Source organism: Comamonas testosteroni TK102, assembly GCF_000739375.1.
Taxonomy (GTDB): domain Bacteria; phylum Pseudomonadota; class Gammaproteobacteria; order Burkholderiales; family Burkholderiaceae_C; genus Comamonas; species Comamonas brasiliensis.
Map to the genome: position 1 here is coordinate 3,130,836 of NZ_CP006704.1, position 21,661 is coordinate 3,152,496.

Genomic DNA, 21,661 nt, shown 5'->3' on the forward strand with positions numbered 1-21,661 from the left:
CCTCGAAAATAAAAAAAAATGACCACAAGCTGTGAAAACAGCTTGTGGTCAAAATGGGCTACATCGTCAAAAGGTCTCTCGCGAGAGCCATCTCAATGCTTTCGCCCTCGTTGTCGTTGAGAACGTCCAGTCCACTCTCAGGCATATCGCCAGAGGTGGACTGCGATACCGCGATTTTCTTGGCCATGAGTCGCAGGCATTCCATTTGTGAAGTGCCGGCGTAGCCAAGGAAGATCACGCGAACATCATGCTTCTGACCAATGCGCCAGGAGCGCCTGGCAGCCTGAAGCATCGTGTAGACGTTGAATCCCGATTGCATGAAAGCGATCGTTGGGAACTCAAGCAAATCCAGGCCAGTCTTCACAAGCTCGGGATTGGTGATGAGCACATCGATGCCTCGCTCTACCTGGTCCGCTACCCAGTCTTCCCGCTTGGCCGCATCTACGCTGGCACGCAGCACAGCTACCTTGAACCCCCTGGCTTCGAGCAGCATGCGCAACCGGGCCGTGGTGTCGCGGGTGCCTGAATAGATTGAATAGACCAGGACCTTGCGGCCGAGGGCTTTCTCATCCATGCAGAGCTCAATGAGCTTGGCCTCTTTCGGAGTGCATTCAACATCATCGAACAGAGCCGGCTGCATGTGCAGCAGCTCCTTGCTTCTTGGATGCCTCACCGTTTCCGAACGAAAGCAGCATTCTGGCCATGCAAGCAACACGTTCATGACCACACCCAACAGCGTGCTGTCCTTCATGGCCAAGGCCTGCTTCAGGATCTGCACCAGTTTCCTCGACATATCGGCGTATGCCTCAGCTTGGTCATCGCCCATTTGCACGTCAACAAAGGACTCGTCATACGCCGGCAGCACCTTCTGCCCAATGTCCCGCAGCTTTAGGAATACCGTAATGGGAAGCACGTAACGCAAGATACCCACGGGGCCGAACCCTGGAGCCTTGCTTGTGCGAACAGTCACGCCTTTACCCTTGGCCGTGCGGTGGGAAGTAGTTGAGGTCTCTTTGTAGATGTCCTTGAGCACTCCATGCACGCGCATGAAGCCCATGGTCGCAGCAGCCATGGAGCCGGTCTTGGATGGCTTGAAGCCGTCCTCGATCAACACCCTGGGATTGACGCGCCAGAGCAGGTGAAAAAGATCATCCGCATAGCCGCCCATGAGTGTGCCCGTCAGCAGAAGCACCTTTTCGCACTGGCTGGCCAACACGCCCATTGCCTGCCCCTGGGCCGAGCCCTCGTTTTTGTACTCGTGTCCTTCATCGACCACCAGCAAACCAAAGTAGTTGGTCGGCAGATAGCGCTTGATGAACTCCGTGGGCTGATAGCCGCCCTGCCCGATTGAAAACTCGAACGTGGCCAGGCTTCGCTCCATGCGCTTCGCCTGCTTGTCGCTGAATACCAGCTCCCCGTTCTCGTCCATCAAGTTCAAGAACTCGTAGACGTTGTCCTCCAGCATCGCAGCCAGTGTTTTCTCTCCAAACTTGCTGAGCAGCCGCTTCGCAGAAACCGGGCCGATGGTTGGCATCTGCTGAAGTGCGTTGAGCACCAGGTCGGACATAGAGTCGATGGGCCGCCCATTGCGAATCAGCATCCACAGCGTCGAGTTGCAGTGTTCGCACTTTCGCCGGCGGTCACTGAGGACCTGCTTGGCCAAGGGTACGGACATGGGCAAGGTCTCGTCGTCATCGCCCTTCGATTCGAGCGGCCGCATGCAGCAAGGGCAGCATGCAGCCACGAAACGCTGGCCACCAACGAGGATGGTGCGCTCGATAAAGGACGGACGCCAATGAAACCCCATACGCATCCGCACACGGCCCAGCACGAAGAACTCCGGCTGGCTCGTTGTGATGCCCAAGCGGGCACGCATCTGCAGCAGCTTGCGCAGCGTGTCCGGGCCATTCAAGATCCAGACCCGAGCGCCGGGTACCGTGTCAAGAATCTCGCGCCGCCACTTGTAGACAAGGTGCGGCGGTGAGATCACAAGAGTGCGAGGATTGCGTCGCTGCAGCTGCTGAAGCAGCACAGACACGCAGATGGCCATCATGGTCTTGCCCGTGCCCATCTCCGCGTTCAAGACCGCAGCTGGCTCGCCTCGATCAGCCAGGAGCTTTACGATGGCCTGAACCGCTTCGGATTGCTCTTTGAATGGCTTGCGCTTCAAATTGTCGAGGATCTGCTGGCGGGCCAGCCAGACCTCGGACAGTTGATCGCGCTGCGGTAGATAGACAGGCGGGTTCTGTGACCGGACCTGATCGAGCAGCCCTTGGCCAAACTCGCGTATGAAATCTCCAAGGGGCAGGGTTTCATCAATCACTTCGGCCAGAAAATCTGCGCCTTCGATCGTGCCAAGTTCATCAGCGACTTCCTGTACCACCGGGGCGGCCTCGGCCGCAGTAGTGGATGCCTCTGCCACAGCGGGCTCAGCAATTGCCAAATCGTTCATTGTTTGCTCCAAAAAAATGAGCACACACCCCACAAAGGAGTGCGCGCCCAACGGTTAGATGAATGAAGGTGAGAAAGGCCTCTGGCGAGGCCTTGATGGAGTTAAGGAAGGAGAACGCGGTTGCGAACGCCCTCACTTACATGCCGAATGAAGTGATCAGAAATACTTACACGCAGCGCGTGAAGATTTCCGATGCGCGGATAGAGGCCACCCCCGAGCTCGTGGACAGCGCCCTTCTCTCGACACCAGGCAATCAAGGGTCCTTGCCAGTGATCGAGCAGCGCAATGGGAGCCAAGGTTTTCACCAGAGCCCACACCTTCTCCTCGATGCCGGCGTCGACATTGGACACCACCCAGCCAATGCGGTTGGGCTTGTCGATCTCCTGTAAGCGTTTGTCGTAGACGAACAGATGGTTCAAAGATCCAAAGAGGTTCTGACGCGGTAGACGGCCGGTGAACTTTCCCAGGCGCTCCGCAGATCCAACCTGGACATGGTTACGCGTTCCTTCAGGGCTCACCAACGTGAAATCCGTGATTCCGTGCTCAGTCCTGCCCAGCTCCATAGCCGCGATGAACTGCATGGCAGAAGCATCGCGCCCATAGAACGAGAGAAACATGAGCTCGCCCTCATCGTTCCGCAGGCAAGCGTCGGCCCATAGATCCGCGAAACCCTCTATACGGTGAAGCGCTCTTTGCATGAAATGCTCCTTTTATGGAGCAGCCCACAAGGGGCGTGCCCCGTGTGGGTGGATGAAAGACTATGGATTCGGTATCCAGAGCCAGGCGGCGACGTAGGTACCGTCTTCCGCCGGCGCTACCAGCGGCAAGGGATCGATGACGCATTGGTCATTGGCGTGGATCTCCCTGGCACGGGCGATTGCATCGGCGCACTCAGCGCGATTCAGATCCTGGTTGTTGAGAAGCCTGCCGAGCTGCGTGACAGCACCGGCAAGGTCGCCCGACTCCCAGGAGTCAACGACATCCCGCGCTGCTTCCTCCAGCTCATGCATGGGCAGCCGCCTTGCGTTTCTCCAAGGCGTCGTAGTGCATCTCGACCTGCAGTTTGAGGTCCTCGATCTGGGTCAGCGCCTGCGTATGCTGTTCGCGGACAACCTTCTCAGTCACACGCTTAGGCTTTGAAGCCACGAGCGTCTTGCTGAAATCGCCATCGCCGCCAAAGCCCATGACAAAGCGCTTGAAACCTCCCTCCACCAATGACACAGAGGCCGATGTGACGAGGGAGCTATTCAACTTACGTGTTGAGACGGTGAGCACGCGCCGGTCGCCGAGATCAATCTCGGTGTTCCCACGGTGGCCATCACGGATGTTGTTAGAAAAAGATGTATTCATGGATCGCTCCTGGTTCAAGTGGATAGAGCGAGCCCCTCCCCTGCGGGACAGGCCCGCAAGGGTGGTTGAAGAAATGCCAAGGTCTCTCGACCTGGTGCGCCTTCATGGCTCAGCGCGCCTTAAAACCGTTTCTGACAGGTCAAACGGTTTTCCGCAGCTCACCTCTATGGGTAGGCTGGGGAAAACCGGCTGTAGCCGGTTCTCGTGGGTTTAATGGGTCCTATCAGAATCCATCACTGATGCATGGCTTGCTGCTGGAAGCAAGCAGGCCAAGCGCCAGTGACAGATCGAGGGCAACCAGGTTGCGAAACGTCCGGTCCGATTCCGTCATGCGCTCCCCGAGATGAAGCATGACGTTCTCAAGACTGGCTGATGCATCACATGCCTTGTTGAGCGCATCCAGGATGTGGGGGATCTTGGAGGGCAACTCTGCAAGCGCTTCGAGCATGAGCTCGTCCTGCGTCGTCAGCCCCTGCAGATGGAGGCTGAGGATGTGTTCAAGCAGCTGGAAGGTATTCATCGAGCTCGCCATCAATATTCCGAGGGCAGCAAAATGGTCGTGACCGCCCAATCTGCGTCGGTTATGACCCATACCTTCTTATCGCCTACCGAGTAGGAAGACATGAGACGGCTTCTGTCTAAAAGCGCCCGTCGATTCAATGACTTATCTGACTCGTCTAAGTCCCCCCAATCCCCGCGCACATGCCTAGAGAGCAAGTCGTACGGATTGAGGGCGAGACGACGAAGTAGATCGTCGGCTCCAACTGTGGCCACACAGCGGCCCAACTGAAAAAGTGGAGCTGCCGCCGTAGTAGGTGGTTGTTTTTGCATGATGGTCCTCGTTAAAAAAATCGGGGACCACCGGCCCTAGAGGCTAGTGCCCCCAAGGGTGGTTAGATTTACAGCGTGCTTCCAGTAAGGAACTACGCTGCGCGTGCTTCAGCGCTCCATTCGCATGAAAGCATCAGCTTTGTCACCGACCAGTCAGCACTTGTCACGACCCATACATACTCGCTGTTGACAAGAAATGCAGATAGTCGCTGGCCACGCGCCGCTTCCAAGTCACGCGCAAACATGACCAACTTCGTGTTGGCCAGCTCGCCTGGATCGCCACAGATGTGCCGCTGCAGGAGCTCGTGGGGATTGATGGTCCCCTGGCAAATTAGGTTGTCTAGGCCCAGCGTTGCTACGCATCGGCCCGGTCGAAACAGCGGTGTGTCATAGCGCTGCGATGGTTGTGCTGGCTTCACAGCATTTCTCAAGGTCATCTCCAATCAAGTGAATGAACGAGGACAACCTTCCCTGGGAAAGTGTCCCCAGGGGGTTGCGGTTCGCCGGCCGAGGCCAGCAGTGGTTAAAGAAAAGCTATGCGATGGCGACGATCCGACCCAGCCGGTGGTCGGGGGTGAACTCGATGGCATTGATGACGGGGACGAACCGGTCCAGCATCACCGTGGTCTGCGATGCTTGACCTTTCTCGTCAAAGTCAACGGACACCTTGCGCTCCTTGCGTTTGTAGGTATCCCCCTTTATCAGGAGAGTTCTGCCGCCGGCGCCGTGGATCATTCCGACCACCTGGCCAGCCGCAAGGGCAAGCGCAAGGTGCCATGGCGTCAGATCGCGCAACGGCGGTCGACAAGCGCCGCCGACCTGGCTGAACTGCGATGAAAGCCCGCTCCAAAGCAGACTCGATTCATACTTGTCCAGCTCGTCGCCGAGCTGCTCGGCATCGATCTGCACAGCGTGGAAGTCGAACTCCTGATCGACCTGCAGCGCAGGAATGACATATGGCTCCAACTCCCAGGAGTCTGGAATGACAGGGGCGCCCTCTTCCGAGGCTTGGGCCTCAGTCAGTGGCTGCAGGGCCGCCTTGGTGGCATGGGTTGCCCGGCAGCGCTTGCCAATCACTATGCATTGTCGAAACTGCTGCACTGGCGCCATGAAGATCCGCAGATCCTCAAAGTTGCGCACCAGGTAGCTGCGTATTTCGTCGTCGAGCGCGTAGTGCGGAATGATGTAGACAAGCACTCCGCCGTAGGCGAGATATGGCACAGTTTTGCGAAGAAAGGTTCGCTCCAGGCGCTCGGCCTTATCAGCCTCCGCTAACAGCGAGCGCTGGGCTGATTGATCGGCTACGCCGAAGCCATAAGGCGGATTTAGAAACAGCAGGCCCATGCTTCTCGGCTTGAGCACGACATCGTGCACGTCCGAATGAATCACACGGTCGAGGATTCCCTTTGCATGACGCGCTCTGTCACGGTCGAGCTCGATGCCGAAGGCCTCGGCACCGCCGATTCGCCCTCGATCGACGGTCAGTAGCTGCCGTAAATCGGCGAGCGCGCTGCCCTCGCCGCAGCAAGGGTCAAACATGCGTATGCCCCCCTTCTCGGGCATCTGCAGCAGGTTTGAGATCCGGCGTATGGATTCCTCGTCCGTGGGGTAGTAGCCGTTTTTGACATAGTTGTGCGCCAGGCGCGAGAACATTAAGGCCATGGGCGGCTCCAGAAATGGAAAAGCCAGTCTCCTTGTGGAGAGCTGGCTTGGTTAAAGAGGTGGTACTTCAGTACCGCTTAGAACGGGATCTCGTCTGGATCAAGGCCAACGCCGGTAAGCTCTTGAACCTTTCCGTAAATGTCGAGGCGCGGCAACGCGCGCTTCAAGGCTTCTCGGTAGAGAGGGTTAGAGCGTGCATGCACCGCGATGACGGACGCTGCAGACTGCTGAGCGGGTAAGTCTTGAATGCGGCGAAATGCCACGGTATCGGCAAGCGCCATCACTTCTTCTACGTCTGGCGACTGCAGCTCGTCAATCTCAGCACGCATCTCTAGGCGACGCATGATATGAAAGAGCGCCTCATGATCGAACAGCCTCTGCACGGTCGACAGCATGCTGCCGCCTTCATGCATCCATATGCCATTGACATACCGGATCTGCTCCACGGTGCGGTCCATGAGACGACACTGGAAGGCTGTCGAGCTCAACTCAGTTGCCTTCGCAATAGCGTCCTTCGCGATATAGAGCCGGTAGGTGACCTCCATACGCGTGTCGTAGATCTCATAGCGATGCGCGGGCTCATTCTGAGTCCACAGGAGAAGCTCTTTGAACGCAGCTTCATTTGCACTAATGGACATAGAGTCCTCCAAACTAGGCTCAGGGAACTCCAGCCCATAGGGGCCAAAGCCCCATAGGGAAAGAAAATGCCAGCCCTGATTTCTCAGGGACTGGCACGGGTTTAAAGGTGGTCCTTCTGGGACCAGTGACCCTTCGCCCAGGCCTTTTCAGCCTTGGCTTGGGTATTCCAAGTCTCCAGAGATTCACGAGTGAACGGGCCACGCTCGGTACAAGTACCGAGGTAGAAGCCGCCTCCACTACGCAGAACCTGCATCGGCAGAACCTCGCCACATTGAGCAGCGAGAACGCCGAAAGTCACACCAGTAGTTGCTTGCGATTGAACGATTTGCGTCATGTCTTTTCTCCTGTTGATGGGGGAAAAGGACGAGCGCGCCCGAATGGGACACGGCCCATCCGGGGTTGAGAGAGGTTGAAAACGTGAGACACTTTCCAGATGACTGAAAAGCGTCCCCAGTTGAGAGTAATAACAGGGACTCCTCGTCATGAGGAGCCTCTGGACCTAGTGCATCTTTTCGAGGAAATGGATGCGCGTGATGCGCTACCTATTCTTAGAAAGAGGATGCGTCAGCAGACGGCGGCGGCAAATTCCGCTCTTTCAATAGTTGAACCAAGCTCGACGGCATGCCGTCAAGCAGCTCCGGCTTTTGATAGCACGAACTGATCAGCGTCACGATCGAACAAACCTGCCCTGGTGCAACCTGCTCGCGCAGTCGCATCAGTGCTTCGTAGTCCTGCTCGGTACACATCGCCACGAACTTGCGATAGGCGTCATGCATTTGCATGCGCTGGTCCTCAGACCAGGCAATGAGCTTAAGGCTGGAAGGTGTGCCCATGGAGACTCCTCCCGATAAGGAGCGGGCACGCCGGCCCTTGCGGACAGTTGTGCCCGCGAGGGTTATAGAAAAATGATGCCCAGGGCATTGCTGCCAGCACTTTTCAAGGGCTCAAAGTGCGCGAAACCATATTGATGGTCAGATGGTTTCCCAGAAGATCCGCAATTGCTGCAGACACTCTGGGAACCCATCGGGCTCCCGGCATTGCCAGATTACAGTACCCAGGCCGCCTATAGGCTGGCCGGCTGTCACAACGGGCTCAGACAGCCAAGGAACGGCGCGGTCACGAGGCCGGCTTGGCTTTCACCGGACACGCACTATCGCAAAGCCGCTGCGCATCAGGTCGCAGCCACCCTATTTCCACCTTCCCGCTGCCTGGCTACCAGGCAGTAGGCTGATCCATATACGCGCGTTCACGCATATGGATCAGCCCGCTGATGCGGGCGATGGGCTTTACTTTGGATGCCAAGTTTGATCTTGGAACACAAATTTATAGGAGCCCAGTTGGCCGATGGCCTTGGTCTGCTCTCGCAACATCGAGCGATCGACAGTGGGATCGAGCTTCACTGGTTGAAGACCGCGGATCTGATCCCAGTATTCTCGGAGCACTTCAGGAAGATCGGGCGTATCGACCTGACCTACATCTTCGACTGAGGACGCTTGTGCAATTGCTTGGGTTGGTTGCCCAGGGTTACGCTTTATTCTCTCAATGCGCTCTCGCATCTGTTCGCCCAACCGCGTGGACCCCTCGGTCTTCGACTCGGTACTCGGCGCGGGCAGCGGAGCGGACCACACAGGCGTTTGAGACGTCAGGGATGGCGATTCAAGCAGTGGGTCGGGCTCGGCCAATTCGGTCTCGACAGGAGCGTCAGAGGCGCTATCGAGCTGCATGTCATGCAGCGTTGCTCTCATCTCAGTGACGGCTTTTCCAAACGCAATGTACTGATGCAGGAAGATTCGGCTGATCCACACAGTACCGTGATACTCGCCTTCTTCAAACTGATCCAGGAGTGAATCCTTGACCTTGAGTTCGCAGCACTCGTGGAATAGCTCCCCGACGCAGAAATCGCCGTAGCGGCCCCCTCGAATTTGTTTGACACGCAACGTCACGTTTTCGAGCTTTATCAAGCTTTTGCTCCATCAGATTGCGGAGCACCAGTCCAACGCGGGGCCAGGCCCGCGTGGGTGAAAGAAAAACACTCCACACGCATATGCCTGTGGAGTGCTGTTTGGAATTGCCAAAGGACTTCCGATCCTTTGGGAATGAGACAGAACACACCGGTTCGAGGTGTGCGTCAACGAGTGAAGTGTGTACGGTCTATAAGTGCCTCGGCCCGTAGGGCGCGCAAGTTTCAGAGGCTCACCTGCTTCGCTAGTTGCCTAGCATCCGGTTTGAGTGATACCGGCAAACACTTGGAAAGGCTGAGAGCATAGCGCAATTCCAGGGTATTCGGGCCACAAATCACGCCCTGAATTGCTTTCGCAATTCAGGGGTGGGTGGCTACTGCTGATTACGCGTAATCATGTTCGCGTCGATCAGCATATCCGCCTTGCCTTTGATGGCCAGGCGTAATGCCGTACCCGCCTGAGCGAGCTGGCTGGCGCGCAGGCGCCGAAGGTGTACGGCCCTGCGGAACAGGAGCACGATACTGAGGTTGCTGACGTGGAGCTTGAGCCGGTGCACGTTCCTGCGCTGCAGGTCCATGCGCTTGCTCATTTTGGCCACCCTGTTCAGAGTTGCCAGCACGTTCATCGTGAAACGCCTCATCGCCATGCGGTTGACTGCCCGACTGAGCAGCATCCGCATTCGACTCGGCACGTTGATACACGAGCTGACCGTCGACCTTAACGGAGTTAACCAGAATAAGACGGCCCTTGATGAGACCGGCCAGTTCCTTCTGCCCGGTGGGGCGTCCGCCTTGATCTCGCGCATCTCGCTCGTAAGAGTGAGCGTAGAGGTCAGCAATACGGAAAGAGATCAGCACCTTGCGGCGCTCATCAACTTCCTTTTGCAGACTATCGATCAGGTCAATGGCCTCGGCAGAGGACACGCGCAGATCGAAGTATGTGTAGTCGGGAGAATCCGTTGCCCCACGCAGCGCACTGATGGCGCAAGCGAGAAACGGTTCAGCCTTACGACCACGACCAGCGGGCGTTACCCAACGAACACGGTGCAAATACCCAATGCCGTTAGCGTGCAGGTTGAAAAACTCACGTTGAGCAGGTGCTTGTTGTTGCTGCATGATGACTCCAAATTTCCAATGTTTGGACGGAGCACAGCCACACCTGACCGCAAGGTCTGGATGGGGCGATGATCCCCATCCGGGTTGCGAGGTAATGCTTTGACCGATCCTTGGGGGATCGGTTGACGACTCTCAAAAGCTCAGTCGTCTATGTGTGCCCAAGGGCGTTCACGTGCAGGAGAATAAACGGTAGATTTCTGCCCGTCAAACAGTGTTGACAGTTGGCGCGGCGAGTTTGCGGGCGCTGGCCTTAATTGACCATCATTCCGAGACGTGATGACCGGCCTGCTTGTACTGACCACCGGCAGCAATCGACCCGCAGCGGTCGTTCATACGTATGAAAAGCGGACGCTCAACTGAGGATTCACATTTTTAGTCGATTGCACATTGCTCATAAGTTGGCGGCGAACCACCGGCCACAGCCATTCACATGTCGTTGGAGAACTTGGCACCTAGACGTACAAGTGATGATCGCTCTTTGAGCATTGCTGGGACGACTCTACATAGGGTCGGTGTTTGGTAGAGCCCGATGGTGCCTTAGATATTGAGATACTTGTGTAGGGAGTCCATGATTTGCTCAGAATCAGGACCAACACCGCGGAGCGTTGCTGAAGCGAAGTTTCGCTGCTTCGGCAAGCCCACGAAGAAGATGCCTGGGTTCGAAGTAGAAACCCCTTGATGTTGCTTGACGCCTTGCTGTGAATCCAGGATGTCCAGTGGCTCAAACGGTTTGAGATTTGGACGAAAACCTGTTGCGAAGATGATGCCGTCAATTTGATCTTCTGCTCCACCTGGCCAGACTACGCCGCTGGACGTTACTCGCTCAAACATAGATGTGTGAGCAAACAGACCAGACTTAAGTGCATTTCGGTAAGTGCCGTCATCGAGCACCGGTGTACTTTGATCATTGAGCCAGCGTGTTCTTTCTAGGCCCGTCCATTTGAGCCAAGAATGAAAGTCGACTCCCAAAATCCGTTGTGGAAAGAACCGAACGCTTTCGCGTGTGGCCAGTGTTACTTTGGCTACTTGCGCAAGTTCGTAGGCGATTTGTAGTGCAGAGTTTGCGGCTCCAACGACTACCACCCTCTGCCCTAGAAAAGGCTTCACATTTCGATAGGACGAACTGTGAATCTTCGTTCCCTCAAAGTTGTGGAGACCGGCAATGTTGGGAATGAAGGGGCGACTAAATGCCCCAGTCGCCACAACAATTGCTCTCGAAGAAAACTCCGTTCCATTTTCCGAGAGAAGTCGAAATCCACCGCTGTCCCGGTACACACGCACGATGCGAATGTTCGGCTGCACAGGCAGTTCGAAATGCTTGCTGTATTGCTCCAAGTACTTCACTACTTCGTCGCGTCGAGGGTACGCTGAGGGTGCCCCAGGAAAAGGCATTCCAGGAAGAGACGAGTACGAAGCAGGGGAAAACAGTGTGAGACTGTCGTAGTAGTGGCGCCAGTTCCCCCCAGGTTTATCCTGCTCGTCCAGTATTGTGAAGTCCAAGCCCCGCTGCTTCACGTGCCAGCCGCAGGCCAGTCCTGCTTGGCCTCCACCAACGACGATTACATCGTGCCTCTTACTCAAACTGTTCATTTGTGCGCACATATACACATTTCATTGAAAAAAAATGGACACGGTCTACAGTGAGGTGGCGGGACAGCAGTGTGCCGCTATGCCTTGAGTATGTTTAAGAATGCCTTCTAGGCGCGCAATGATGGCTGGACCATCCACCTCATAGAACATTTGGCGACCAACTTTGGTGGCTCGCACGATCCGTGCATCCAGCAAGACTTGCAGGTGGCGAGACACAACGGATCGCTCTTGAGGAAGGTCAGCTGCAATCGCGGTCACATCCGCTCTGCCCAATTGCATGACACGCTTGAGCACAGCGACTCGTGCAGGTTCACACAACGCACGAAAAAAGTTGCTGTCTAGCGAGGCAATTGCGGCCTCAATCGCCTGAGTACGAATTGAAACTACGGAGGACATAGTGGCAATCATATGTGTATAGGTTTGCACATGTAAAGGTTGCCCCCACCCGAGTATGTCCCCAGAGAGCATGGACAAACAACCCTCTACGAGAGGTACTGCTCAACTTCCTCGGCGGTGCTACGTGCTGTACGCATGACACCAATGAGCGTGGCCGACGCCGGCCCGGTCCACTCTCCGTAGCCCACCAGCCATAAACCTGAGACGCCACGCACCTGGGTGCCGTCTACCGCGACTCTGGATTCGTTGACAACGCCAAGAGTCTCCAGAGGCTGCAACGCAGGCCTGAAGCCGGTACACCAGATGATCGCGTCGAAGGGCTTGGTACTTCCGTCGCCCCATTGAGCCCCGTCCGCCGTGAGCTTCTCAAATGAGCCGACAGAATGCAGCACGCCGCGCTGGCGTGCTTCAAGGACAGGGGGAACCATCACGATATCGCCAAAGCCACCTGGCAGGTTCTCTGGATCTTTACCCTCCTGCAGGGCCTGCCAGCGCGCAGTGGCCCTCTCGAAGAGTACGCGCCCATCGACCTCGTCCGGTAAAAAGGCTGGAGGCTCCAGCGTGACCCAGGTCGTGGACTGCGCAACAAGCGAGACCTCCGCCAGGATCTGTGCGCCGGAGTTTCCTCCGCCGACCACCATCACCCTCTTGCCTGTGAACGGCTCAGGAGATGCGTACTGAGCTGAGTGCAACTGTTGCCCCTTGAAGGACATCAAACCCTCAACGTTGGGGACAAATGGATTTCGCCATGTTCCCGTGGCAAATACAACGGCACGCGAATGCCAGCTTCTCACTCCGGCATTGACCTGGAAGCCTTGCTCAGTAGGTTCAATGCCTGTGACGCATACCGGCCTCTCGATCTTGAGTTCGTAGCGTGCTTCGTACTTGCGAAGATAGTCAACCACATGGTCACGACTTGGATATTGCTCACCCGAAGCAGACATTGGCCATCCCGCGATGGAACTCCAGGAAGCGGGAGAAAAAAGCCTCAGCGAGTCCCATCCATGCTGCCAGGCCCCGCCTCCGGCTTCCTCGGCATCCAGCAGCAGCACCGACAGATTGGAGCGACGCAGGAAGTACGCCACCGATAGGCCTGCTTGACCAGCTCCGACGATGATCACATCGTGAAATGACATTGTTGACCTCCTTTTGCCTTTATTGCTGTGGACTCACACGCATGGACCACAGAGCCGCAAATGCACTGATCGCCAGCAGAGAAGACAGCCACAGAGCCTGGCTGCCCCAGTTTGCGACAGCCAGTCCGAAAAGAAACGGTGACCCGGCTTGCACGATGCGTGCAGGCACCATGAGCCAGCCTTGACGCTGGCCATATCCTTGAGAGCCAAACACCTTGAGTGGCAGCGTGCCTATGGCAATCGTCAAGATGCCGTTACCCAGACCATGCAGGATGGCAAAAATGCTGGCTGCAGGTGCACCGGCAAGGCCCAGACAGACAGCGGCCAGCGGATGGGCAAGGATGGCCAAGCGAGCAGAAAGCAGTGGGTGTGCCTTCTTGAGAAAGCTGTACTCCAACACCCTACCCGCCACCTGGGCAGGCCCGACCAATGCAGCAGCAGCAATCGAAGCAGCCAAAGTTGCACCGCTGGCCTGAAGAATCTGAGGCAGGTGGGAAGCCATGGCAGTGCTGATGAACCAGGATGCCGCGAAAACGTAGGCCATCAGATAGGCCGTGCGCTTAAGACTGATGCCCACGTTGTTTCCGCCCTGGGACACAGCTCCAAGCGGCTTTTGCTCTTCGATCACTTCCCTCGGGGTGGGCTTGGCACGCGACAACAAGGCATTGAGTGGAAGGCCCAGCAGCAGGTGCAAGGCGGCCCAGAACATGCATACGACGCGCCAGTCGTACAGGCCTTCCAGATAGCTGGAAAGCGGCCAGCCTACGGTGCTGGCAAAGCCAGCAAAAAGCGTGATTCCGGTAATGGCTGGGCGTGCATCCTGACCATACAGGTGCACCACACTGGCAAACGCGGCTTCGTAGAGGCCGCTACCCATTGCCACGCCCATGAACGCCCACGCCACGAAGATATGCAGTGTCTGCGTGGCCTTGCTCAACATCAGCAAGCCACAGGCAAAAACCAGATTGCTGGCGAGAAGCACCGACCTTCCGCCAAAGCGATCAATCAACCGGCCCGCGATGGGTCCTACCGCTGCAGCCACAAGCAAGGCTGCCGAGAACGCGCCGAACACCAGAGAGTACGAGGTGCTTGTCGACTGACTGATTGGCGTGGCCAGCACCGCAAGCAAGTAGTACGACGAGGCCCAGGACAGGGTCTGGGCAATCCCGAGCATGACTGTGACTTGCGTGCGGTTCAGTGCCATCTGTATTGTTTAAATGCTGCGTTGATTGACCCGTTTAGACAGTTCTTCAGCGCTTTCACGGCGCTCGCTGTAGCGATCCACCAGGTAGTCCGAACAGTCTCGCGTCAACAGCGTGAACTTGACCAGCTCTTCCATCACGTCCACCACCCGTTCGTAATACGAAGAGGGCTTCATCCGGCCAGCCTCATCGAACTCCGCGAATGCCTTGGCAACGGACGACTGATTCGGGATGGTGATCATGCGCATCCAGCGACCCAGCACACGCATCTGGTTGACCGCATTGAAGGACTGCGAGCCCCCCCGAGACTTGCATCACCGCCAGTGTCTTGCCTTGCGTCGGTCGCACGGCACCAGCGGACAAAGGAATCCAGTCTATCTGCGCCTTGAGGATGCTGGTCATCGCACCATGACGCTCAGGAGACGTCCAGACCATACCCTCGGACCATACAGCCAGCTCACGCAGTTCCTTGACCTTCGGGTGATCGTCAGGGGCACCATCGGGCTGCGGCAGGCCACGCGGATCGAAGATCCTGGTCTCGGCACCCATCTTGCGCAGCAGGCGCGCCGCCTCTTCGGTCAACAGTCGGCTATAGGAGCGGTCACGAACCGAGCCATACAGAAGCAGAATGCGCGGCGCGTGCTCAGCACGCTGTGCGGGCAACAGGCCTTCCAGGCTGGGCTTTTCAAAAACTTGTTCGTCGAGGTTCGGTAGATCAGAGCTTGCCAATTCGATTTCCTTTCGAGTCAATGACGGCTTCCCCGTCTTCTTTGGAGAATGCGGCCTGTTGAGGCTGCGGCAGGATGTCCAGCACGGCCTCCGAGGGACGGCACAGGCGGGTTCCCAGAGGGGTGACCACTATCGGACGATTGATCAGGATGGGGTGCTGGAGCATGAAATCAATCAATTGCTCATCCGTCCATTTGGGCTCGCCCAGGCCCAGCTCGTCATACGGCGTACCTTTTTGGCGCAACACATCGCGCACGGGCATGCCCATGGCTTGGATCAGGCCCACCAGGGTGGCGCGATCAGGGGGTGTCTTGAGGTACTCAATGACCTTGGGCTCTTCCCCGCTGTTGCGGATCAGGGCCAGAACATTGCGGGAGGTACCGCAAGCAGGGTTGTGGTAGATCGTGATGTCGCTCATAGCGCTAGATTCCCGTTGCAAAGGTTCATGACGCCACGCTGAGCCGCAAAGCCAGCGCTGCGAGGGTAATGAGCAGCACGGGCATGGTCAGCACCGCACCGACTTTGAAGTAGTAGCCCCAGCCAATCGTTGTGCCTTTCTTGGCGAGCACATGCAGCCAAAGGAGCGTGGCCAGGCTGCCAATCGGCGTGATCTTGGGACCCAGATCGCAGCCAATCACATTGGCGTACACCATGGCTTCCTTGACTGCCCCTGTGGCCGTGGATGCATCGATGGACAAGGCTCCGATCAGGACCGTGGGCATGTTGTTCATGATGGAAGACAGCACCGCAGACAGCACGCCTGTGCCCAGTGAAGCGGTCCACACGCCACCGGCTGCAAACTGGTTCAGCAACATGGCGATGTAATCCGTAAGGCCCGCGTTGCGCAGCCCATAGACCACCAGATACATCCCCAGCGAGAACACCACGATCTGCCACGGAGCACCATGAAGTACTTTCCTGGTGCTGATGACATGACCACGCGCAGCCACCGCCAGCAAGATCGCAGCCCCCACGGCGGCCACGGCGCTGACAGGGACGCCCAGGGGCTCCAGCGCGAAGAAGCCGACCAGCAGCAAGACCAACACGACCCAGCCAGCCTGGAAGGTGGCCAGATCCTTGATTGCAGCCGATGGCGACTTGAGCTGGGCCACGTCGTAAGTGGCAGGAATATCGCGTCGGAAAAACAGCAGCAATACACCCAAGCTCGCCAGGACCGAGGCAATATTGACGGGAACCATCACCGATGCGTAGTCATTGAAGCCGATCTTGAAAAAATCGGCGGAGACAATATTCACCAGATTGGAGACGATCAGCGGCAAGCTCGCAGTGTCGGCAATAAACCCGGCGGCCATTACGAACGCTAGCGTTGCCGCCGTAGAGAAGCCCAGTGCCACCAGCATGGCCATCACGATGGGCGTGAGAATCAAGGCGGCTCCGTCATTGGCGAACAGGGCCGAAACGGCAGCACCCAGCAGCACGATGAAGGCAAACAGTTTGACTCCGCTGCCGCCACCCCAGCGGGCAAAGTGCAATGCAGCCCACTCGAAGAAACCGGCCTCATCGAGCAGAAGGCTGATGATGATGACGGCGACAAAGGTAGCCGTGGCATTCCAGACGATATGCCAGACCACTGGAATATCAGCTAAGTGCACGACTCCCAGCAACAGTGCGATACCTGCCCCAATAGAGGCGCTCCAGCCAATGCCAAGGCCGCGCGGCTGCCAGATGACCAGCGTCAAGGTGAAAATGAAAATCAGGATGGCCGTCAACATGACGTATAGGTCCTAGAAAAAGCTATAAGTCGGCATCAGTCGCCCACCGCGTGCGGGCGTCAGTGAAGCCTGGTGCTGCAATCCAGACTCTGGATCTGGATCGCAATTGCAGTAACGGGATTTAGTGCGAAGAGAGTTCACGCGCCGTGGACTGGAGTACTGCCTGCTCCAGCTTTTGCGCTGGCAGGTTCACCAATAGCTCCAGGCGACGACGAATCATGTGCATCGTCTGCCGGAAGGCTTCCAGCTTTGCTTCGTCAGAGGCCTCGCCTTCCGAGGGGTCCGGGTAGCCCCAATGCGCTGTGGCGGGATGACCAGGCCAAAACGGACACACTTCACCAGCCGCGTTGTCGCATACGGTGATGATCAGATCCATATGCGGCGCACCAGGCACAGCAAATTCGTCCCAGCTCTTGCTGCGCAAGCCCTCGACCGAGACACCGGCCTTTTGCAGCACCTGCAGCCCAAGCGGATTGGGTTGCTGATTCTCGCAGGGGCTGCTGCCCGCCGAATAGGCTTTAAAACGGCCTTGGCCCATATCGTTGAGCAAGGCCTCAGCCAAGATGCTGCGTGCCGAATTGTGGGTGCACAGGAACAGGACGTTCAGGGGAGCTTTGTTGTCAGACATGGTTTTAGCAGCGGGACTTAGGGATGGGAAAAGGTTGCAGCGACGCTTAGCACTCGCACGACGCAACGGCGTCATCGGTACAAACCGCGCCCTGGCAGCAGTTCTCGGTGAGATATGCCAACAGATCGTTCATCACGGGAAAGGCCGCGCGATAGAGCACGTTTCGGCCCTGCCGCTCCTGGGTGACCAGGTCGGCATGAAACAGCTCTTTCAAATGAAAGGACAGCGCGTTCGGCGCGATGCCGAGCCGCTCAGCTAAGGCACTAGGTGTCAGGCCTTCAGGTCCAGCCACAACAAGGGCGCGAAATACGCGCAATCGGGCCTCATGGGCCAGAGCGGAGAGTGAGCGAATGACTTTTGCTTCTTGCATGAGTTGATAATACATCAATTATTGAATTGATGTATAGAGCTATGAGCAAAGTCGACCCCTCCATAAATGCAGCTTATGGCGAAAGGGGCCGAATCAGTGATTTCGTAGACACTGGCCGCTAATTCAGTTGAGGCGATTCGACTTACTCAACCGCAGCGCGTTGAAGATCACAGATGCTGAACTTAAGCTCATTGCTAACGCTGCGATCATTGGCGAAAGAAGCCACCCAGTGAACGGGTACAGAACTCCCGCAGCAATCGGCACACCAATTCCGTTGTATATAAAGGCAAATAGTAAGTTCTGCCGCATGTTGCGCACTGTGTCAGTTGAGATTTCACGCGACTGGGCAATGCCACGCAAATCACCCTTGACCAGCGTGATCTGACCGCTGTTCATTGCTACGTCGGTCCCTGTTCCCATGGCTACACCTACATCAGCTTTTGCCAAGGCCGGCGCATCGTTGATACCGTCACCAGCCATGGCAATCACATGGCCTTCACTTTGCAATCGCTCCACGAGAGCAAGCTTGTCAGCGGGCTTCACTTCGCCATGTACTTCATCAATACCAAGCTTGGCACCGACAGCCCTAGCTGTAGTCAAGCCATCTCCGGTCGCCATGACAATTCGCAAGCCGCTTGCATGAAGCGTTTGGATGGCATCCAGAGTGCTAGCTTTGATAGGGTCTGTTACCGCCAGAATGCCCGCGAACTTCCCATCAGCCGCTAAATGCATGATGCTTGCGCCCTCTCCTCGCAGGCGTTCTCCGTCCGCTTGCAAGGAAGATACAGAAACGCCTTCTTGAGCCATCAATGTGGTGTTGCCTAATGCCAAGCGCCGCCCCTCAACGGTTCCACGTACACCAATACCGCTGGCGGAATCGAAGTCCACTGGTTTAGCGAGTTGCAAGCCTTGTTCACGTGCAGCTCGGACGATGGCATCCGCAAGCGGATGCTCGCTACCCTGATCCAAGCTAGCGGCAAGCCTCAAAACTTCGTCAGCGGTGAAATCTGCAGTAGGAATCGCTTTATCGAACGCAGGCCGACCTTCTGTAAGGGTGCCCGTTTTATCTACGATGAGCGTATCCACTTCACGCATTTTTTCTATGGCGCCCGCGTCACGGAACAAAACGCCTTGCTCTGCAGCGCGCCCTGTGGCCACCATTACTGACATGGGTGTGGCCAAACCTAGCGCACATGGGCAGGCGATGATGAGTACCGCGACGGCATTGATCAACCCAAACACCCAACTGGGCTCTGGGCCAAAAATTCCCCAGACGAAGAAGGTCACTACAGCAACTAGCACGACAACCAGAACGAACTTTCCAGCCACTACGTCGGCCATTCGCTGCATCGGTGCCTTAGACCGTTGGGCCGATGCAACCATCTGAACTATCTGGGAGAGCATGGTGGCAGTGCCCACCTTTTCTGACCTCATGACCAGAGCTCCACTCGTATTGAGTGTGGCGCCGATCAGTTTGTCGTCAACGCGCTTTGTCACAGGTATTGGCTCGCCCGTGAGCATCGATTCATCAACGGCGCTTTGACCTTCCGTGACAATGCCATCCACGGGTACTTTCTCGCCTGGACGTACGCGCAGCAGGTCTCCGACATGCACGTGGCTGAGGGGAACATCTTCCTCACTGCCATCTGCATTGATACGCCTTGCCGTCTTAGGAGCTAGGCTAAGCAATGATTTGATAGCGGCCGAGGTCTGAGAGCGAGCCTTCAGCTCAATGATCTGCCCCAACATGGTCAAAGAAATGATGACCACCGCTGCCTCGAAATAAACAGCTACACGGCCCATGGATACGAACGAGTCGGGAAACACACCAGGTGCCAGCGTCGCTACGAGGCTGTAGACAAAGGCGGCTCCCGATCCCAAGCTGATCAACGTCCACATGTTCGGACTGCGGTGGATGATTGACTGCCAGCCTCGAACAAAAAAGGGCCAGCCCGTCCATAGCACCACGGGCAGGGAAAGAGTCAACTCGACCCATGTTTGGGTCTGCATAGTGAACCAGCCGAACTTGTGTCCGAACATGGCCAGAGTGGTAACAATCAGGGTGAGTGGTAGCGTCCACCAGAATCGCCGTTGAAAGTCTTGCAACTCGCTGTTGTCCTCTTCTCCAACCGGGATCAGTGGCTCCAGAGTCATTCCGCATTTAGGGCAGTTTCCGGGATGATCTTGCCGGACCTCCGGATGCATCGGGCAGGTATAGATCGCTCCGGCGGGAACCACGCCCGAGTCATCAAACGATTTCTGATCTGAATGACTTGCAGCCACATGAGCATGTTCGTGCGAGCTGAGCAACTGGGCCTCAGGCACTAAATGCATTTGGCATTTAGGACAACGCCCCGGATGATCTTGATGGACTTCAGGATGCATTGGGCATACATAGACTGAGCCCTCTACTGCGTGATCCGCCTGCCCGCTACTCGATATGAATTGCGCAGGGGCATGAGCAAATTTTTGCTGGCAATCGGCACTACAGAAGCGATAGGTCCGTCCCTCGTGAACTATCTGATGAGGCGACTGTAGAGAGACAGTCATGCCGCAAACAGGATCCTTCAAAGGCTCAGCCTCAGTCATGGTGTTTTCCAACTCAACTGACTCTGAAGAAGATCGATGCTGATGATGATGCATGCCGATGGCCCTTCACGATGTTGGATCGATTCTTGGCCCTTACACCATGTGAATGTCAAGCCAGAATCTGCTCGAAAAACAACTCTATCCACCTATTCTGAGATAGCGCAATCAGAGTTCGCTGCTTGTGGCCATCTCAATTTAAGAAATAGTTCTTTGTTGAGATGGCCTTTGTCTGACTACATGACGCGGACGCCATCCAAGCATGAATCGACGGAAGCGTTTTACCCTTCCTATCAGTGTCTACGTCTGCTTAGAGCAGCTCCGCTTCTGCTGTCGGTGGTTGATCTCGGAGGATCAAATTCCTTTTGGGGAAAGAATCCCTAGCCAAGCCACACTCGCCAAAACCAGAACTGCAAGTGTTGTCTCCATGAACAGGCTCTGGCGTAGCTTAGCGACTGCTTGCGCGCGATTCCCTGAGCCCAATGATGCCTCCAGACTTGGACTAAGCCGGAACCGATTTGCAGCTGCCAAAGCAAGCATTCCGAGAACCAGCACTAGCTTGCCTAGCAGCAACTGACCATAGAGTGTCGAAACAAGCGGATCAAGCGAAGGCCCTGCGATCAATACATAGTTGACTACACCACTGGCCGCAAGAACGAAAACGATCAGCGTTCCGACATGGGCAAAGCCGTTTGATGTGCGGCTCAATATGGCGACAGTGTCCTGTGTCGCATTTGCCCTACTTGTGGCTAAGATCAAAAAAGCAAGCAACGCGCCGACCCATGCACCTGCTGCCCAGAGGTGGGAGATGTCTGAAGCAAGGTGGATGTATCCACGCATTCCGTCGTCCATCGCTCCATGACCAGCCCAGGCCAGTGTCGCCAGCGCTACACCGCTAGATACGGACATGGCAACGAAGCGAAACGTTGGATTGAACTTCACTAGGGCAATCAAGATGCAAAGCGCTAGCGCAAGAATACGAATGCACCAAGCAAGGCCCATGTGAGTGCCGGTGATGAGCATCTCGAAGATATGCGTTGACAACTCGGAGTAAGTTTGCGCACCGGACATGGCCTTGGCAAGGACTGTCATGCCAATCACTGACAGTCCAATCCCGATTACTGCACATACACCAACGCAAACGCGATAGCGACGCGCAATTGCCAAGGATCGCTCGTCATGGCCAAGGGCATAGACGCCGAACACGGCGACGCCAAAAGCTGCAGCCATGTCCAGATAAAGCGCGAGGCGCAAAACGATGGTGAACCAATCCTCGGCCAT

At 56.4% G+C, this 21,661-nt stretch carries 21 protein-coding genes and 1 pseudogene; all 22 read right to left on the bottom strand.

The genetic code is table 11. The features are described from left to right. Positions 1-58: 58 nt before the first annotated feature. Positions 59-2,452, bottom strand: coding sequence for a DEAD/DEAH box helicase (locus O987_RS14130; protein ID WP_034398723.1), 2,394 nt, complete (start codon positions 2,450-2,452; stop codon positions 59-61). A 101-nt stretch (positions 2,453-2,553) separates the two neighbouring features. Beyond that, the gene (locus O987_RS14135; protein ID WP_231879660.1) at positions 2,554-3,069 is read right to left on the bottom strand and encodes a hypothetical protein; all 516 of its coding nucleotides are present in this window, start codon (positions 3,067-3,069) and stop codon (positions 2,554-2,556) included. 141 nt (positions 3,070-3,210) lie between these two features. After that, positions 3,211-3,462, bottom strand: coding sequence for a hypothetical protein (locus O987_RS14140; protein WP_019042155.1), 252 nt, complete (start codon positions 3,460-3,462; stop codon positions 3,211-3,213). Beyond that, on the bottom strand, positions 3,455-3,802 hold the full coding sequence (locus tag O987_RS14145; RefSeq protein ID WP_029158312.1) for a hypothetical protein: 348 nt from the start codon (positions 3,800-3,802) through the stop codon (positions 3,455-3,457). The genes O987_RS14140 and O987_RS14145 overlap by 8 nt, the downstream gene beginning before the upstream one ends. Positions 3,803-4,025: 223 nt before the next feature. Further along, complete coding sequence (locus O987_RS14150) at positions 4,026-4,322, bottom strand: hypothetical protein (protein ID WP_230629851.1); 297 nt, start codon at positions 4,320-4,322, stop codon at positions 4,026-4,028. Positions 4,323-5,167: 845 nt separating this feature from the next. Beyond that, positions 5,168-6,295 (bottom strand): DUF6094 domain-containing protein, encoded by a 1,128-nt coding sequence (locus tag O987_RS14160; RefSeq protein ID WP_019042159.1) that lies wholly within the window; start codon positions 6,293-6,295, stop codon positions 5,168-5,170. Positions 6,296-6,372: 77 nt separating this feature from the next. Further along, positions 6,373-6,933 carry a hypothetical protein gene (locus O987_RS14165; protein ID WP_019042160.1) on the bottom strand — a complete coding sequence of 187 codons (561 nt, stop codon included), beginning with the start codon at positions 6,931-6,933 and terminating at the stop codon, positions 6,373-6,375. Between the two features lie 101 nt (positions 6,934-7,034). Then, positions 7,035-7,268, bottom strand: a complete 234-nt coding sequence (locus O987_RS14170) for a hypothetical protein (RefSeq protein WP_019042161.1) — start codon at positions 7,266-7,268, stop codon at positions 7,035-7,037. Between the two features lie 214 nt (positions 7,269-7,482). Further along, on the bottom strand, positions 7,483-7,767 hold the full coding sequence (locus O987_RS14175) for a hypothetical protein (protein ID WP_003054979.1): 285 nt from the start codon (positions 7,765-7,767) through the stop codon (positions 7,483-7,485). 453 nt (positions 7,768-8,220) lie between these two features. Further along, the gene (locus O987_RS14180) at positions 8,221-8,895 is read right to left on the bottom strand and encodes a DUF3275 family protein (protein WP_019042162.1); all 675 of its coding nucleotides are present in this window, start codon (positions 8,893-8,895) and stop codon (positions 8,221-8,223) included. Positions 8,896-9,278: 383 nt separating this feature from the next. Continuing rightward, complete coding sequence (locus O987_RS28100) at positions 9,279-10,010, bottom strand: DUF3577 domain-containing protein (RefSeq protein ID WP_080731525.1); 732 nt, start codon at positions 10,008-10,010, stop codon at positions 9,279-9,281. A 537-nt stretch (positions 10,011-10,547) separates the two neighbouring features. Further along, positions 10,548-11,612, bottom strand: coding sequence for an NAD(P)-binding domain-containing protein (locus tag O987_RS14195; protein ID WP_197565159.1), 1,065 nt, complete (start codon positions 11,610-11,612; stop codon positions 10,548-10,550). 33 nt (positions 11,613-11,645) lie between these two features. Continuing rightward, complete coding sequence (locus O987_RS14200) at positions 11,646-11,996, bottom strand: ArsR/SmtB family transcription factor (RefSeq protein WP_034359702.1); 351 nt, start codon at positions 11,994-11,996, stop codon at positions 11,646-11,648. 86 nt (positions 11,997-12,082) lie between these two features. Continuing rightward, positions 12,083-13,132, bottom strand: coding sequence for an ArsO family NAD(P)H-dependent flavin-containing monooxygenase (locus tag O987_RS14205; RefSeq protein WP_019042281.1), 1,050 nt, complete (start codon positions 13,130-13,132; stop codon positions 12,083-12,085). A gap of 19 nt (positions 13,133-13,151) precedes the next feature. Further along, a complete protein-coding gene (locus O987_RS14210) occupies positions 13,152-14,336 on the bottom strand; it encodes an MFS transporter (protein WP_043372985.1) in 1,185 nt (394 codons plus the stop codon). 9 nt (positions 14,337-14,345) lie between these two features. After that, positions 14,346-15,063, bottom strand: a pseudogene (gene arsH, locus O987_RS14215) (arsenical resistance protein ArsH). Next, positions 15,050-15,481, bottom strand: a complete 432-nt coding sequence (gene arsC / locus O987_RS14220) for an arsenate reductase (glutaredoxin) (protein ID WP_019042278.1) — start codon at positions 15,479-15,481, stop codon at positions 15,050-15,052. Before arsC ends, arsH begins: the two are co-directional and overlap by 14 nt. Before the next feature lie 25 nt (positions 15,482-15,506). After that, a complete protein-coding gene (locus O987_RS14225; protein WP_019042277.1) occupies positions 15,507-16,796 on the bottom strand; it encodes an arsenic transporter in 1,290 nt (429 codons plus the stop codon). 121 nt (positions 16,797-16,917) lie between these two features. Beyond that, positions 16,918-17,424 (bottom strand): arsenate reductase ArsC, encoded by a 507-nt coding sequence (locus tag O987_RS14230; RefSeq protein WP_043372988.1) that lies wholly within the window; start codon positions 17,422-17,424, stop codon positions 16,918-16,920. A gap of 46 nt (positions 17,425-17,470) precedes the next feature. Further along, positions 17,471-17,794, bottom strand: coding sequence for an ArsR/SmtB family transcription factor (locus tag O987_RS14235; protein WP_029158336.1), 324 nt, complete (start codon positions 17,792-17,794; stop codon positions 17,471-17,473). Positions 17,795-17,917: 123 nt separating this feature from the next. Next, entirely contained in the window at positions 17,918-20,383 is a 2,466-nt protein-coding gene (locus O987_RS14240; protein ID WP_019042274.1) for a heavy metal translocating P-type ATPase, read from the bottom strand. Positions 20,384-20,734: 351 nt separating this feature from the next. Continuing rightward, positions 20,735-21,661: a copper homeostasis membrane protein CopD gene (copD, locus tag O987_RS14245; RefSeq protein ID WP_019042273.1), complete on the bottom strand. Its 927-nt coding sequence runs from the start codon at positions 21,659-21,661 to the stop codon at positions 20,735-20,737.

Coding starts and splice junctions, on each gene's coding strand:
- O987_RS14130 (WP_034398723.1), bottom strand. CDS start 2,452: ATGAACGATTTGGCAATTGCTGAGCCCGCTGTGGCAGAGGCATCCACT.
- O987_RS14195 (WP_197565159.1), bottom strand. CDS start 11,612: ATGTGCGCACAAATGAACAGTTTGAGTAAGAGGCACGATGTAATCGTC.
- O987_RS14165 (WP_019042160.1), bottom strand. CDS start 6,933: ATGTCCATTAGTGCAAATGAAGCTGCGTTCAAAGAGCTTCTCCTGTGG.
- O987_RS14140 (WP_019042155.1), bottom strand. CDS start 3,462: ATGCATGAGCTGGAGGAAGCAGCGCGGGATGTCGTTGACTCCTGGGAG.
- O987_RS14230 (WP_043372988.1), bottom strand. CDS start 17,424: ATGTCTGACAACAAAGCTCCCCTGAACGTCCTGTTCCTGTGCACCCAC.
- copD (WP_019042273.1), bottom strand. CDS start 21,661: ATGGCCGAGGATTGGTTCACCATCGTTTTGCGCCTCGCGCTTTATCTG.
- O987_RS14225 (WP_019042277.1), bottom strand. CDS start 16,796: ATGTTGACGGCCATCCTGATTTTCATTTTCACCTTGACGCTGGTCATC.
- O987_RS14175 (WP_003054979.1), bottom strand. CDS start 7,767: ATGGGCACACCTTCCAGCCTTAAGCTCATTGCCTGGTCTGAGGACCAG.
- O987_RS14145 (WP_029158312.1), bottom strand. CDS start 3,802: ATGAATACATCTTTTTCTAACAACATCCGTGATGGCCACCGTGGGAAC.
- O987_RS14150 (WP_230629851.1), bottom strand. CDS start 4,322: ATGAATACCTTCCAGCTGCTTGAACACATCCTCAGCCTCCATCTGCAG.
- O987_RS14240 (WP_019042274.1), bottom strand. CDS start 20,383: ATGACTGAGGCTGAGCCTTTGAAGGATCCTGTTTGCGGCATGACTGTC.
- O987_RS14235 (WP_029158336.1), bottom strand. CDS start 17,794: ATGCAAGAAGCAAAAGTCATTCGCTCACTCTCCGCTCTGGCCCATGAG.
- O987_RS28100 (WP_080731525.1), bottom strand. CDS start 10,010: ATGCAGCAACAACAAGCACCTGCTCAACGTGAGTTTTTCAACCTGCAC.
- O987_RS14200 (WP_034359702.1), bottom strand. CDS start 11,996: ATGTCCTCCGTAGTTTCAATTCGTACTCAGGCGATTGAGGCCGCAATT.
- O987_RS14135 (WP_231879660.1), bottom strand. CDS start 3,069: ATGTTTCTCTCGTTCTATGGGCGCGATGCTTCTGCCATGCAGTTCATC.
- O987_RS14205 (WP_019042281.1), bottom strand. CDS start 13,132: ATGTCATTTCACGATGTGATCATCGTCGGAGCTGGTCAAGCAGGCCTA.
- O987_RS14160 (WP_019042159.1), bottom strand. CDS start 6,295: ATGGCCTTAATGTTCTCGCGCCTGGCGCACAACTATGTCAAAAACGGC.
- O987_RS14170 (WP_019042161.1), bottom strand. CDS start 7,268: ATGACGCAAATCGTTCAATCGCAAGCAACTACTGGTGTGACTTTCGGC.
- O987_RS14210 (WP_043372985.1), bottom strand. CDS start 14,336: ATGGCACTGAACCGCACGCAAGTCACAGTCATGCTCGGGATTGCCCAG.
- arsC (WP_019042278.1), bottom strand. CDS start 15,481: ATGAGCGACATCACGATCTACCACAACCCTGCTTGCGGTACCTCCCGC.